Origin of the sequence: Kitasatospora sp. NPDC127111, assembly GCF_042677465.1 — a bacterium.
In the GTDB taxonomy this organism is placed as follows: domain Bacteria; phylum Actinomycetota; class Actinomycetes; order Streptomycetales; family Streptomycetaceae; genus Kitasatospora.
This window is the reverse complement of the sequence record NZ_JBHXTG010000085.1, coordinates 1-14,322: the sequence shown is the minus strand read 5'-3', so window position 1 is coordinate 14,322 and position 14,322 is coordinate 1. Positions and strand designations below refer to the sequence as shown.

Below are 14,322 nucleotides of genomic sequence, written 5' to 3'. Positions count from 1 at the left end.
CAGCTCAGAGCTGCCGCAGCAGCATCCCCGGCTGCTCGACGCAGTCCGCCACGAACCGCAGGAAGCCGCCCGCCGTCCCGCCGTCGCAGACCCGGTGGTCGAAGGTGAAGGACAGCTGGGTGACCTCGCGCACCGCCAACTCGCCCCGGTGGACCCAGGGCTTGGCGACGATCCGGCCGACCCCGAGCATCGCCGCCTCGGGGTGGTTGAGGATCGGTGTGGAACCGTCCACGCCGAACACCCCGTAGTTGTTCAACGTGAAAGTCCCGCCGGTGAGTTCGGCCGGAGTCAGCGAACCGACCCGCGCCGCCTCCGTCAACCGGCCCAGCTCGGCGCCGAGTTGCTCGGTGCTCAACGCCTGCGCGTCCCGCACCACCGGGACGACCAGGCCGCGCTCGCCCTGCGCGGCGAAGCCCAGGTGCACCGCCGAGTGCCGCAGGATGCCCGAACCGTCCTCCGTCACACTGGAGTTGAGTTCGGGGAAGCGCGCCAGCGCGACCGTGCAGATCCGCGCCAGCAGCGCCAGCACGCTCACCTTCGGGCCAGGGGCGGCATTCAACTGCCGCCGCAGCGCCATCAGTTCGGTGGCTTCGGCGTCCACCCAGCAGGTCGCCGCGGGGATCTCCCGGTGGCTGCGGGTGAGCTTCTCGGCCACCGCCCGGCGCAGCCCGCGCAGCGGGACGACGCCCTCCTGCGCGGCGGGTGCCGCTGCCGCCGCTGCCGCCGGTACCGCTGGAGTCGCCGGAGCCGCGACCTTGGCCGCGACCGCCCGTTCGACGTCCGCCCGCATGATCAGGCCGTCCGGTCCGCTGCCGGTGACCGAGGCCAGGTCGACCCCCTGCTCCCGGGCCAGCCGGCGCACCAGCGGAGAGATCACCGGCACGACCACCGGGGCCGACGGAGCCTGAGCGACCACCGGAGCCGGGGGAGCCGGCGGGGCCTGCGGAGCCACCGGGGCCGCCACCGTGACGGGGGCGGCGGCGGGAACAGCGGCCGGCACCCCGACCCGCCGCCGCCGGCCACCCCGGTCCGGCTCCGCGACCCCGTACCCGACCAGCGGCCGCTCCACCTCGGCGGCCGCCAGGGCCTCCGCGACCAGCGGAGGCTCGCCCTCCCCGGGCGCCACCGCGACCGTCACCAGCGGCGCGCCGACGGCCACCTCCTCGCCCGGCTCGCCGAACAGGGCGGTGACCACCCCGCCGTACGGGCAGGGCACCTCGACCACGGCCTTGGCGGTCTCCACCTCCACCACCGGCTGGTCGACCGCGATCACCTCGCCGACCTCGACCATCCAGCGGACCACCTCCGCCCCGGTGAGCCCCTCACCGAGGTCGGGCAGGGTGAACTCGCGCACGACGGGCATCATCCTCAGTCCTCCCACTGCAGCCGGGCGACCGCGTCCAGGATCCGGTCCACCCCGGGCAGGTGGTGGTGCTCCAGCATCGGCGGCGGGTACGGGATGTCGAAGCCGGTGACCCGCACCACGGGCGCGGCCAGGTGGTGGAAGCAGCGCTCGGTGACCCGGGCGGCGATCTCCGCGCCGGTGCCGCCGAAGCCGCTCGCCTCGTGCACCACCACGGCCCGGCCCAGCGAGCGGACCACGCGGCAGACCGTCTCGTCGTCGAACGGGACCAGCGTGCGCAGGTCCAGCACGGCGAGGTCCCAGCCCTCGGCCTTGGCCGCCTCGGCCGCCTCCAGGCAGACCGGCAGCGAGGGCCCGTAGGTGATCAGCACCGCGGAGGTCCCGGTGCGCCGCAGCACGGCCCTGCCGATCGGCTCGACCGGCGCCGCCGGGTCGAACTCCGTCTTGCCCCAGTAGAGCCGCTTGGGCTCCAGGAAGACCACCGGGTCGTCGGAGGCGATCGAGGCCCGCAGCAGCCCGTACGCGTCGGCCACCGTGGCCGGGGTGACCACGTGCAGGCCGGGGGTGCTGGTGTAGTACGCCTCGGAGGCGTCGCTGTGGTGCTCGACGCCGCCGATCCCGCCGCCGTACGGGATCCGGACGGTGATCGGCAGCGGGAGCTTGCCCGCGGTGCGGTTGCGCATCTTGGCGACGTGCGAGAAGAGCTGTTCCAGCGCCGGGTAGGCGAAGGCGTCGAACTGCAGCTCCACCACCGGGCGCAGCCCGTACATGGCCATGCCGATCGCGGTGCCGAGGATGCCCGCCTCGGCCAGCGGGGTGTCGAGACAACGGTCCGGGCCGAACTCGGCGGTCAGCCCGTCGGTGATCCGGAAGACGCCGCCGAGCGCGCCGACGTCCTCGCCGAGCACGTGCACGGCCGGGTCCTCGCGCATGGCGTCCCGCAGCGCGGAGTTGAGCGCCTGCGCCATGGTGGCGGTGCGCGAAGAGACAGCGGTGTCGGACATCAGTGCTGCACCTCGGCCTCGGCGGCCAGCTCGGCGGACAACTGGGCGGCCTGCTCCCGCAGCTGCGGGGTGGGCTCGGCGTAGACGTGGGCGAACAGCGACATCGGGTCCAGCTCGGCGTCGGTGTGGAACTCGGCCCGCATCCGGGCCGCCAGCGCCTCGGCCTCGTCGGCCGCCTCCTGCACCAGGGTGTCGTCCAGCAGTCCGAGGGCGCGCAGGTGGCGCTCCATCAGCAGGATCGGGTCGTGCTCCCGCCAGGCGGCCACCTCGGCCTCGTCCCGGTAGCGGGTGGCGTCGTCGGCGTTGGTGTGCGCCTCGATCCGGTAGGTGAGCGCCTCGACCAGGGTCGGGCCGCCGCCGGACCGGGCCCGCTCGACCGCCTCGGCGAGCACGCTGTGCACGGCGGGCGCGTCGTTGCCGTCCACCAGCCGGCCCGGCATGCCGTAGCCGACGGCCTTGTGGGCCAGGCTGGGCGCGGCCGACTGCGCGGTCAGCGGGACGGAGATCGCGTAGCCGTTGTTCTGCACCAGGAAGACGACCGGGGCCTGGAGCACGGCGGCGAAGTTCAGCGCCTCGTGGAAGTCGCCCTCGCTGGTCCCGCCGTCGCCGAGCAGCGCCAGCGCGACCACCGGCTCGCCGCCGAGCTTCGCGGCGTGCGCCAGCCCGACCGCGTGCGGGGCCTGGGTGCCGAGCGGGGTGCAGAGCGGCGCGGTACGGCTGGCGCGCGGGTCGTAGCCGGTGTGCGCGTTGCCGCGCAGCAGGGTCAGCGCCTCCAGCGGGTCGACCCCGCGGGAGACCACCGCGAGGGTGTCCCGGTAGCTGGGGAAGAGCCAGTCGCGCTCGCCGAGCGCCAGCGCGGCGGCGACCTGGCAGGCCTCCTGGCCGGTGGAGGCCGGGTACACGGCGAGCCGGCCCTGCTTGGTCAGCGTGGTGGCCTGCTGGTTGTAGCGGCGGCCGACCACCAGGCGGCGGTACAGCTCGCGCAGCAGCGCAGGGTCGTACTTCTCCAGCTCGGGAGTGCCGAGCACGCGGACCGGCGAGGCGTCCGGGAGCAGGGGTGCCGGGTCGGTGCGGGGGGCGGTCGCCCCGGGCAGCCAGCCGGGCACCGCCGTGTGGTGTCTGTGGTCGAGAACGGTCATCTCGGGCACCTCCAGGGGGGGCGGGGGCTCCCTACCGATTGTTCGGTCGTCTGTTCATCTTGACCAGAAGCGTGACAAGGTGCTGGACAATCGGCCCGGGCGGCGGTCGACTGGTGGCAGTGCGTCCAATCAGTGAGGGTGGGGGGTCATGTCGGCTGAACAGACGTCCAGACTCGACCGTGTCGACCGGGCGATCCTGCGGCTGCTGCAGCAGGACGGTCGCGCCTCGATCCGCTCGGTGGCCGAGCGGGTGCACGTGTCCCGGGCGAACGCGTACGCCCGGATCTCCAGGATGGTCGAGGACGGCGTCATTCGCGGCTTCACCGCCCGGGTCGACCACGAAAAGGCAGGTCAGGGCGCATCCGCGTACGTCACCCTGAAGATCGTGCAGAACTCCTGGCGCTCGGTCCGCGAGCAGCTGCTGGAGCTGCCCGGGGTGGCCCACATCGCCCTGGTCGGCGGGGACTTCGACGTCCTGCTGCTGGTGCACACCGCCGACAACCACGCGCTGCGGGAGCTGGTGCTGGGCAGCATCCAGTCCATCCCGCAGGTGCTCGGCACCCGCACGATGCTGGTCTTCGAGGAGACCGACCAGGTCCCGCCCGACTAGCGGACGCCCTCGGGCCCGGTGCGCCGGGGCGCGGTGCTCGGGGGGCGCGCTCCGGGAGGCACCCCTCGGGAGGCGCCGCTACGCGCGCAGCCCGTCGAAGGCCAGGTGGACCACCGCGTCGGCGACGCCGTCGGCCGCCTTGAGGCCCGGGCGGTACCACTCCACGATCGAGTTGATCATGCCGAAGAGCAGCCGGGTGGCCAGCCGGGGCTCGACGTCCGCCCGCAGCGCGCCGTCCGCGACCGCCGCCCGCAGCAGCTCGGCGACCTGGTGGTCGAACTCCCGGCGCCGCTCCAGCGCCCACTGCTCGGTGGCCGTGTTGCCGCGCACCCGCAGCAGCAGGGTGACGTACGGCAGCTCCTCCAGCAGCACCTCGGCGGTCCGCCGCACCACGTGCTCCAGCCGCTCCACCGCCGGGCCCTCGACCGCGGCCGGCTCGGCCAGGATCCCGAACAGCCCGTCCAGCGCGCGCCCGACGGCGAGCCGGAGCAGCTCCTCCTTGCCGCGCACGTGGTGGTAGATCGACGACTTGGAGATGCCGGCCGCCCGGGACAGGTCCTCCATCGAGGTGCCGTCGTAGCCGCGCTCGTTGAAGACGTCGACGGTCACCGCGAGCAGCGACTCCACGGTGTAGGCGGTGCGCGTGGTGTGATCGGCCATCCTCCGAGTATCCCCGGCCCCGCTCCGCCCCACGCGATCGGGTCGGCCGCTCCGCCCCGGCGCAGCCCGGTCCGCACCGGGGGCACACGCGGACGCCGGGGCCCGGGGGAGCGTCGCGGCCCCGGCCTGATCCACACGACAGGCCCTAGACTCGGCGGACGATCGTCCACGGCCAGCACAGGGTGGGGAGCATGAGCGCAATACCGGCAGTCGCCTCCGACGTGCCCGAGCAGCGCAGCGGCGAGCCGGAGAGCGGAGCGGAGACCGGCTGGCGCGAGCACGCCCGTGCGCTGGTCGTCCGGTTCGGGCCGGCCGTCTGGTGCTACGCGGTGCTCAAGCTGGTCGGCTTCACCGTCTTCATGAAGCTGCTCGCGTTCTCCGGCGAGTACGTCAAGAAGCACCCCCGCTTCGGCGGCGGCGCCAACCCGTGGGACGTCGTGGCCAGCTGGGACGGCTGGTGGTACCAGCAGGTCGCCGAGTTCGGCTACCACCCGGCGCTGGTCCCGATCCCCGGCGGCACCCCGGGCTTCACCATCGAGCAGAACTCGGCCGCCTTCTTCCCGCTCTACCCGGGCCTGATGCGGCTGGTCTCGGACGGCACCGGGCTCGGCCTGTACGGCGCCGGGATGCTGGTCTCGATCGTCGCCTCGCTGTTCGCCGCGGCCGGGATCCACGCGGTGGTGGACCGGATGGCCGGGCCGCGGGCCGGCGTGATCGCGGCCGGGCTCTGGGCGATCGCCCCGGGCTCCGGCGCCGAGTGGGCGATCTACTCCGACTCGCTGTTCGTCGCGCTGGCCGCCTGGGCCTGCTACTGCGTGATGACCAAGCAGTGGGTCGCGGCCGGGGTGATCAGCCTGGTCGCCGGGCTCAACCGGCCCACCTCGGCGGCGCTGATCGGTGCCGTCGGCCTGGCCGCGCTGGTCGAGCTGTACCGGCGGGAGAGCGGCGTCGCCCGCCCCGTGACGGCGATGCTGCTGGCCCCGGTCGGCCTGCTCGGCTACGTGGGCTGGGTCGGCTGGAAGACCGACGACTGGGGCGGCTACTTCAAGATCCAGCACGACGCCTGGCTGCACTACTTCGACTTCGGCGTGGGCACCTACAAGGCGATCCGCGGGGTGCTGCTGGGGCGGACGGACTACCCGTTCGCGTTCCCGATCGCGGACCAGCTGTCCACGCTCATAGTGCTCACCCTGCCGGTGCTGATCGTGCTGCTGGTGCGGCTGCGCCCGCCGCTGGTGCTGACCGCCTACACCCTGGCCACCATCGTCTCGGTGCTCGGCAGCCTGGGCATCTTCGGCAACACCTCGCGCTACCTGCTGCCGGCGTTCCCGCTGCTCATCGCCCTGGCGGTGGCGCTGCGCAAGCTCAGCTGGCCGGTGCTGGCGACGGTGCTGGGCACCGGCGCGATCGCCTCCGGCTGGTACGGCGGGTACGTGATCTTCGAGCTCGGCATCCCGTAGACCGGCACGTAACCGGCACATGGCCCGGCACGTGACCGGCGCATGACCGGCACGTGAGCCGGCACCGGAACCACCCCGGGGGCGCGTCCAGCACGGACGCGCCCCCGTCTGCTTCCACAGGCTCCCACCGGACGAACCCGGCCCGGTTCGTCACACCCTCTTGAGCCGACCGATCGTTCGGTTACTCTGTGACGTGTCCCGTCCTCCCCTCTGAGGAGCGCACACCATGTCCGCAGCGGTCACCCACCCCCTCGTCGCCGAGCTGGTCGAACGCCACCAGGCCACCCTGGACGCCGCGCTCGCCGCCGCGGCGAAGCGCGACTACTGGTCGCCCTACCCCGAGTTCCCGAAGGCCTACGGCGAGAGCGGCGCCGCAGACGGCAAGGCCGCCTTCGAGGCCCTGCTGAACCAGCCGTTCGCCCTCGACCAGCACCCCGCCGACGGCGACCTCGTCGGCGGCGAGGCCTCCCCGTACGGTGTCGAGCTGGGCATCGGGTACCCGCACGCCGAGCCGGACGCGCTGATCGCCGCGCTGACCGCCGCCCGGCCCGGCTGGGCCGCCGCCACCCCGCTCGACCGCGCCGCCGTCTGCCTGGAGATCCTGGGCCGGATCAACGCCCGCTCGCACGAGTTCGCGCACGCGGTGATGCACACCACCGGCCAGGCGTACGGCATGGCCTTCCAGGCCGGCGGCCCGCACGCCCAGGACCGCGGCCTGGAGGCCGTCGCCTACGCGTACGCCGAGCAGACCCGGCTGCCGCGGAGCGCCGGCTGGAGCAAGCCGCAGGGCAAGCGCGACCCGCTGGTGATGACCAAGGACTTCACCGTCGTCCCGCGCGGCCTCGCCCTGCTGATCGGCTGCAACACCTTCCCCACCTGGAACGGCTACCCCGGCCTGTTCGCCTCGCTGGCCACCGGCAACCCGGTGCTGGTCAAGCCCCACCCGCGCGCGATGCTGCCGCTCGCGCTGACCGTCCGGATCGCCCGCGAGGTGCTCGCCGAGGCCGGCTTCGACCCCAACCTGGTCTGCCTGGCCGCCGAGCACGAGGGCGGCACCGTCGCCCAGACCCTCGCGGTCCGCCCCGAGATCAAGCTGATCGACTACACCGGCTCGACCGCCTTCGGCGACTGGCTGGAGGAGAACGCCCGGCAGGCCGAGGTCTACACCGAGAAGGCCGGCGTCAACACCGTGGTCGTCGACTCCACCGACAACTACCGGGGGATGCTCGACAACCTGGCCTTCTCGCTCTCGCTCTACAGCGGCCAGATGTGCACCACCCCGCAGAACCTGCTGATCCCGCGCACCGGCATCGACACCGACCAGGGCGCCAAGTCCTACGACGAGGTGGTCGGCGACCTCGCCGCCGCGATCGAGGGCCTGCTCTCCGACGACGCCCGCGCCGCCGCCATCCTCGGCGCCGTGGTCAACCCCGGCGTGCTGCAGCGCACGGTCGCCGCGGCCGGCGGCGAGTACGGCGAACTCGCCCTCGCCCCGCGGGTGGTGACCTCGCCCGAGTTCCCCGCCGCGACCGTCCGCACCCCGGCGCTGGTCAAGCTGGACGCCGACAAGCCGGACGACCGCGCGGTCTTCCGCAGCGAGTGCTTCGGCCCGGTCTCCTTCGCCGTCGCGGTGGAGAACACCGCCGCCGCGGTCGAACTGCTCCGCGACACCGTCCGCACCCAGGGCGCGATGACCGCCTCCGGCTACACCACCGCGCCCGAGGTCGAGAACGCCCTGGTCGAGGCCGCGCTCGACTCCGGCGTCTCGCTCTCGCTCAACCTCACCGGCGGGGTGTACGCCAACCAGACCGCCGCCTTCTCCGACCTGCACGGCACCGGCGCCAACCCGGCCGCCAACTCCGCCTACTGCGACGGCGCGTTCGTCGCCAACCGGTTCCGCACCGTGGAGATCCGCCGCCACAGCTGATCCCCGCCCGCTCCACCCCCTCCGGGCCCCGGCGCCACGACGCCGGGGCCCGGAGATTCACAGCCCCGTCCCGGACCGCGATGATGGAGGCCGGGAAAGCGCCGAGAGCGGCGTCCAACCTCCGTCCGAACACCGGGAGCTGACACATGACCGCGAAGCAGACCGTCACCGACGTCCTGATCGTCGGCGCCGGACCGACCGGACTGCTGCTGGCCGGAGACCTGGCCACCGCCGGGGTCCGGGTCACCGTCCTGGAGAAGCGCGGCACCGAGTCCAACCTCACCCGGGCCTTCGCCGTGCACGCCCGCAGCCTGGAGATGCTGGACGCCCGCGGCCTGGCCGACCAACTCATCGCCACCGGGCGGGCCCTCGGCTCGCTGAAGCTCTTCGACAAGGTCCGGGTCGACCTCGCGAACCTCCCCACCCGCTTCCCGTTCGTCCTGATCACCCCCCAGTCCAACACCGAGCGCCTGCTCCAGGAGCGCGCGGAGAAGGCCGGCGCGACGATCCTGCGCGGCGTCGAGGTCACCGGGCTGCGCCAGGACGCCGAGGGCGTCACGCTGGAGGCCCGCGAGGACGGCCGCACCACGAGCCACCGCGCGCGGTACGCGGTCGGCACCGACGGCGTCCACTCCACCGTCCGCGACCTGCTCGGCATCCCCTTCCCCGGCGAGTCCGTGGTCAACTCCGTGGTGCTGGCCGACGTCCGGCTGGAGCGCGAGCCCGCCGAGGCCATCACCGTCGGGGCCACCGAGGACGGCTTCGCCTTCCTCGCGCCGTTCGGCGACGGCTGGTACCGGGTCATCGCCTGGGACCGGCACGAGCAGCACCCCGACGGCACCCCGCCCCCGCTGGAGCGGATCGCCGAGCTCACCCGCCACACCCTCGGCGAGGACTACGGCCTGCACGACGCCCGCTGGAGCTCCACCTTCCACAGCGACGAGCGGCAGGTCCCCAACTACCGCTCCGGCCGGGTCTTCCTCGCCGGCGACGCCGCCCACTGCCACTCCCCGGCCGGCGGCCAGGGCATGAACACCGGCCTGCAGGACGCCGCCAACCTCTCCTGGAAGCTCGCCGCCGCCGTCCAGGGCTGGGCCACCGACGCCCTGCTCGACACCTACCAGACCGAGCGGCACCCGGTCGGCAAGACGGTGCTGCGCAGCTCCGGCGCCCTGATCCGGCTCGCCCTCGCCCACTCCGCGCCCACCCGGGCCCTGCGCGGCGCCCTCACCACCATCGCCGAGCACCTCGACGTGGTCGCCACGCGCGGCGCCAAGCTGGTCTCCGGCATCGGCATCCGGTACGCCGCGCCCAAGGACGCCCACCCGCTGGCCGGCCGGCGCGTCCCCGACCTGCGGCTGACCGGCCTGGAGCAGCCCCGCGAGGAAGGGCCGGCCGCGCCCGAGCGGCTCTACGAGGCGCTGCGCGGGGGGAAGTTCGTGCTGGTCAGCAATGACGAACTGTCGGCCGCCGACCCGTGGGCGGACCGCGTGGTCACCGCGGCCCCGGCCGACCCGCACGGCAAGCTGCGCGACACCGTCCTGCTGATCCGCCCCGACGGCTACGCCGCCTGGGCCGCCGTCGACCCGGGCCGCGGCGAACTCCGCGCCGCCCTCGCCCACTGGCTCGGCACCCCCGGCGACAACTGACCCGCCCGAGGCGTGGGGCGGGCCGCCCCGCCCCACGCCTCCCGCGCAACGGGCCGCGCCGCGCGACGCCTTCCCGCACCGCACCGCACCGCTACGCCTTGACCTTCGCGTCGCGCCGCAGCGGCCCCTCAGGCCTTGACCTTCTCGTAGTGCCGCGCGGCCTTCGCCCGATTCCCACAAACCGCCATCGAGCACCACCGCCGACGCCCGTTCTGCGACGTGTCGAAGAAGTGCAGAATGCAGGCCTCGTGCGCACACTTCTTGATCCGGTGCGCCCCCTGCTCGAGCAGTCCGAGAAAGTCGTCCACCGCCAGCCAGGCCGCCAGCCATTCCGGCCAGTCCACCTCGACGTGCTCGGCCGGCCCCTGCGGCCCGAGCTCCCGCCGCAGTCGCCCGTGCCGCAGCACCGCGTTCAGCCCGGCCGTCGCCGCCGTCCCCGCCGCACCGTGCTCGTCGAGGTCCCGGACCGCCGCCGCCAGTGCCTCCCGGGCCTCCCGGACGGCCGCCAGCCCGGCTTCCCCGGCCTCGCAGCGCCCGGCCAGCCCGGCCGAGGAGAGCCAGGTCCGGTAGCCGTCCGGCTCGCCCAGCAGGTCGTTCACCGGCGTGCCCGCCCACCGCGTGTTCAGCAGGTCCAGCGAGAGCGGCTCGCCGATCAGCGGCCGCGGGTCGCGCGGCTCTGCCTTGCGGTCCGTCATCGGTCCTCCCTCGGTCGCGCCCGGTATCCGATTCTACGTCCGCCCCGGTCTGTCCGAATTCGTCCGGCCGCGATCGGCCACAACCGGCCACAACCAGCCGCAATCGGCCGCGAACCGGCGCGGAATCGGGCCGGGACCGAATGCGGGAATTCCGCCCGTTAACTGTATGGAGCGATCTCCATTCGGTTCTCCACAGTTGACTGTTCTTTAGCAACGAATTGCTTGACCATGAGCCAATTCCCCTACCTCCTCTGACATGTTCTAGCCAGCGTCTCACCCCAGCGACGCCCTGGCCCCTGCCGGTCCCCACATGCCGGCCAGAGGAGGATTCCGTGCGCCCCCGCTCCCTTGCCCTTGCCGCGGCCCTTGCCGTCCTGCCGCTGACCGCCGTCTCGCTCGGCGTCGGCGCCGCCCAGGCGGCCCCGGTCCCCAACGCCGCCGCGCCCCGCGTCTCGCTGCCGAACACCGTGACCCCCGCCGTGGCCCGCTCCGAGAAGAAGGGCGACGTCCCCGCCGACCAGCAGCTGTCCGTCGCGGTCAGCCTGAAGCTGCGCAACACCGCCGAACTGGACCGCTTCCTCGCCGCGATCGCCACGCCCGGCACCCCGGAGTACGGCCGGTACCTGACGCCGCAGCAGTTCACCGAGCGCTTCGGTCCGACCCAGGCCGCCGTCGAGCAGGTCAAGACCTACCTGACCGCCCAGGGCCTGGCCGTCTCGGGCGTCAGCGACAACCGCCAGGTGGTGAACGCCCACGGCACCGCCGAGCAGATCGCCAAGGCCTTCGGCACCCACGAGAGCGCCTACCTGGACCCGCAGCAGCAGCGGACCTTCTTCGCCAACGACGCGGCCGCCTCCGTCCCGGCCGACCTGGCCGACGTGGTGCAGGGCATATCCGGCCTGAACAACCACACCGTCCGGACCACCCGCAACGTCAAGCCGACCACCCCGCCCGCCGCCCCCAACGCCACCGCCGCCACCCCGAGCGGCTTCGGCCCGGCCCAGTACGACGGCGCGTACAACCTGGACAAGACCGGTGCCGACGGCACCGGGGTCACCGTCGCGCTGTGGGAGTTCGACGGCTACAGCGCCAACAACCTGAAGACCTACGACTCCCAGTACGGCCTGACCGGCCCGGCCGTCTCCACCGTCTCCGTCGACGGCGCGAACTACGACTCCGCGCCCGGCCAGGGCCAGGGCGAGGTCGAGCTGGACAGCGAGATCGTCCGCGGGGTCGCGCCCAAGGCGACCCAGCTGGTCTACGAGGCCCCCAACAGCGACCAGGGCGAGATCGACATGGCCGCCAAGATCGTCGCGGACAACCGGGTCTCGGTCATCTCCATCTCGTGGGGCTCCTGCGAGCCGGACACCACCGCCTCCTCGATGACGGCCGTCGACAACTCCTTCAAGCAGGCCGCCGCACAGGGCATCTCGATCTTCTCCGCCTCCGGCGACGACGGTTCCCGCGACTGCACCCGCTCCACCAGCGGCTCCACCGTCAAGGCGGTCGACTTCCCGGCGTCCAGCCCGCACCAGACCGGTGTCGGCGGCACCAACCTCAAGGTCTCCGGCAACGCCTACTCCTCGGAGAGCGCCTGGAGCACGGCCGGCGGCGGCGTCTCCACCGTCTTCGCCAAGCCGAGCTGGCAGACCGGCACCGGCGTCTCCGGCACCATGCGCACCGTCCCGGACGTCTCCTCCAACGCCGACCCGGCCAGCGGCTTCGCGATCTACACCGTCGGCGGCTGGCAGGTGTACGGCGGCACCAGCGCCGCCGCGCCGCTCTGGTCCGGCTACGCGGCCCAGTTCAACCAGAAGGCCAAGGCGGCCGGCCAGCCGGTCCTCGGCGAGGCGAGCCCGAAGCTGTACGCGGTCGCCAACGGCAGCGGCTACGGCAGCACGTTCCACGACGTGACCACCGGCAAGAACCAGGACTTCACCACCAAGGCCGGCTACGACCAGGTCACCGGCTGGGGCAGCCCGATCGCCGACGCCCTGAACACGGCGCTGCTCGGCACCACCCCGCCGCCGTCCGGCGGCTGCACCCCGGCCCAGCTGATCGGCAACGGCGGCTTCGAGACCGGCACCGCCGCGCCGTGGACCGCCTCCACCGGCGTGGTCGACAGCAGCACCGGCGAGGCCGCCCACTCCGGCTCCTGGAAGGCCTGGCTGGACGGCTACGGCAGCGCCCACACCGACACCCTGGCGCAGACCGTCTCGATCCCGGCCGGCTGCCGGGCCACCCTCGCGTTCTGGGTGCACGTCGACACCGCCGAGACCGGCTCGACCGCGTACGACAAGCTGACCGTCCAGGCCGGCTCGACCACGCTGACCACGCTGTCGAACGCCAACGCGGCCACCGGCTTCACGCAGAAGACCTTCGACCTGTCGGCCTTCGCCGGCCAGACGGTGACGATCAAGTTCACCGGCACCGAGGACTCCTCGCTGAAGACCAGCTTCGTGATCGACGACGCCTCGCTCAACGTCTCCTGATCAGTCTCCGGGCCCGCATTGCCGGGGCGGTCCGCACCTGGACCGCCCCGGCGTTGTGTTTCCACACTGTTTCAAGATCGATAACCCTGCGGTCGAAGACTCGTGACCACTGTCATACGCACGACTGATGACGTAGCCTCTCGACCGTGCATAGGGTGCCCCACAGCTCGGTGAAGCCGCTCTCGGCGCGCCTCGGCGTCGGACCGGCCGCGCCGATCCCACCTGCTGGGGAAGGTAACCGCATGGGCTCACAGCAACCCCAGGACGCCCGGCTGCGGCTGGTCGGCCCGCACCCCGGCACGCCCACGCCCGCCGCCGGGGCGGTTCCGCCTGCCGCCGCGCCGGTCCCGCCCGCGGTCGCCGCCGCCGCGGCCGGCCGCCCCGCGCCCGCCGGCGGCTTCGCCGACACCCTGAACCTGGCGATCGAGGCCAGCGGCCTGAGCCTGGACCGGATCCGCGCCGCGCTGGCCCAACGCGGTGTCAGGGTGAGCGTCACCACCCTGAGTTACTGGCGGCGCGGCCGCAGCCAGCCCGAGCGGGCCAGTTCGCTGCGCGCCGTCCACCTGCTGGAGGAGCTGCTCGGCCTGCCGCACTCCACCCTCTCCGCGCTGCTCGGCCCCCCGCGCCCGCGCGGCCGCTGGGCCGCCGCCGCCAACACCGCGCACCTGCGGCTGGAGGACGTCTGGCCCGGGGAGCAGGAGATCGCCGACGTCTTCGCCGAGCTGGACGCCCCGCCGGTGGGCGAGCTGGAGCGGCTGTCCATCCACGACTCGTACTACGTCGACGCCGAGCGGCGCGGCAACCTGCTGCGGATGCGCCAGGTGGTCCGCGCGACCGTCGGCGGGGTCGCCCGCTGCCTGGTCGTGCACAAGGCCGACGAGGAGGCCACCGGCTGCCCCGAGATCACCTCGGTCCGGCACGGCCGGCTCGGCCGGGTCCGGCGCCGCCCGCACGTCGGCCTGGTGGTCGGCGAGCTGATGCTGGACCGCCCGCTCGCGCTCGGCGACAGCACGGTCTTCGAGTACGAGGTGGAGATCCCGCCCGGCGGCGGCCCGACCATGGAGTACAGCCGCCGCTTCGCCATCCCGGTCCGCGAGTACGTGCTCCAGGTGCACTTCGACCCGGCCGCCGTCCCGGTGCACTGCGAGCGCTACGACCGCGCCCCGGGCGAGGACGTCGACCGCCGCCGCGAGCAGCTCTGGATCGGCGCCTCCGCCAGCGCCCACGTGCTCGCCCCGGACCAGCAGCCGGGCCACGTCGGCATCCGCTGGGAGTGGGAGTAGCGGTCCTCGGCGGCCCGTTCCTGACCGGCCGCCCCGGGGC

The 14,322-nt window shown here is 73.6% G+C and carries 11 protein-coding genes; 6 read left to right on the top strand and 5 right to left on the bottom strand.

Annotated features, from left to right (window positions below; all coding sequences use genetic code 11):
- Positions 1 to 4: 4 nt before the first annotated feature.
- The 3 genes from ACFVHB_RS34585 to pdhA are packed head-to-tail and all read right to left on the bottom strand — an operon-like array spanning position 5 to position 3,506.
- Positions 5 to 1,363: a dihydrolipoamide acetyltransferase family protein gene (locus ACFVHB_RS34585; RefSeq protein WP_380330198.1), complete on the bottom strand. Its 1,359-nt coding sequence runs from the start codon at positions 1,361 to 1,363 to the stop codon at positions 5 to 7.
- Between the two features lie 5 nt (positions 1,364 to 1,368).
- Entirely contained in the window at positions 1,369 to 2,367 is a 999-nt protein-coding gene (locus ACFVHB_RS34580) for an alpha-ketoacid dehydrogenase subunit beta (protein WP_380330134.1), read from the bottom strand.
- On the bottom strand, positions 2,367 to 3,506 hold the full coding sequence (gene pdhA / locus ACFVHB_RS34575; protein WP_380330131.1) for a pyruvate dehydrogenase (acetyl-transferring) E1 component subunit alpha: 1,140 nt from the start codon (positions 3,504 to 3,506) through the stop codon (positions 2,367 to 2,369). Before pdhA ends, ACFVHB_RS34580 begins: the two co-directional genes overlap by 1 nt.
- A 148-nt stretch (positions 3,507 to 3,654) precedes the next feature.
- Between pdhA and ACFVHB_RS34570 the strand changes: the two genes are divergently transcribed.
- Complete coding sequence (locus ACFVHB_RS34570; RefSeq protein WP_380330128.1) at positions 3,655 to 4,116, top strand: Lrp/AsnC family transcriptional regulator; 462 nt, start codon at positions 3,655 to 3,657, stop codon at positions 4,114 to 4,116.
- Between the two features lie 78 nt (positions 4,117 to 4,194).
- Here ACFVHB_RS34570 and ACFVHB_RS34565 read toward each other — a convergent pair whose 3' ends face one another.
- Positions 4,195 to 4,776, bottom strand: a complete 582-nt coding sequence (locus ACFVHB_RS34565; RefSeq protein WP_380330126.1) for a TetR/AcrR family transcriptional regulator — start codon at positions 4,774 to 4,776, stop codon at positions 4,195 to 4,197.
- A 191-nt stretch (positions 4,777 to 4,967) separates the two neighbouring features.
- On the opposite strand from ACFVHB_RS34565, the gene ACFVHB_RS34560 reads away from it, so the two are divergent.
- The 3 genes from ACFVHB_RS34560 to ACFVHB_RS34550 all read left to right on the top strand — a co-directional run bounded on the left by ACFVHB_RS34560 (position 4,968) and on the right by ACFVHB_RS34550 (position 9,812).
- On the top strand, positions 4,968 to 6,236 hold the full coding sequence (locus tag ACFVHB_RS34560; protein WP_380330124.1) for a hypothetical protein: 1,269 nt from the start codon (positions 4,968 to 4,970) through the stop codon (positions 6,234 to 6,236).
- Positions 6,237 to 6,462: 226 nt separating this feature from the next.
- Entirely contained in the window at positions 6,463 to 8,163 is a 1,701-nt protein-coding gene (paaN, locus tag ACFVHB_RS34555; RefSeq protein WP_380330122.1) for a phenylacetic acid degradation protein PaaN, read from the top strand.
- Positions 8,164 to 8,309: 146 nt separating this feature from the next.
- On the top strand, positions 8,310 to 9,812 hold the full coding sequence (locus ACFVHB_RS34550) for an FAD-dependent monooxygenase (RefSeq protein ID WP_380330120.1): 1,503 nt from the start codon (positions 8,310 to 8,312) through the stop codon (positions 9,810 to 9,812).
- Between the two features lie 128 nt (positions 9,813 to 9,940).
- Here the strand turns inward: ACFVHB_RS34550 and ACFVHB_RS34545 are convergent, their stop codons facing one another.
- Positions 9,941 to 10,507, bottom strand: a complete 567-nt coding sequence (locus ACFVHB_RS34545; protein ID WP_380330118.1) for a CGNR zinc finger domain-containing protein — start codon at positions 10,505 to 10,507, stop codon at positions 9,941 to 9,943.
- Positions 10,508 to 10,839: 332 nt separating this feature from the next.
- On the opposite strand from ACFVHB_RS34545, the gene ACFVHB_RS34540 reads away from it, so the two are divergent.
- Positions 10,840 to 12,999: a protease pro-enzyme activation domain-containing protein gene (locus ACFVHB_RS34540; protein WP_380330117.1), complete on the top strand. Its 2,160-nt coding sequence runs from the start codon at positions 10,840 to 10,842 to the stop codon at positions 12,997 to 12,999.
- A 242-nt stretch (positions 13,000 to 13,241) separates the two neighbouring features.
- A complete protein-coding gene (locus ACFVHB_RS34535; RefSeq protein ID WP_380330115.1) occupies positions 13,242 to 14,282 on the top strand; it encodes a hypothetical protein in 1,041 nt (346 codons plus the stop codon).
- Positions 14,283 to 14,322: the final 40 nt, after the last annotated feature.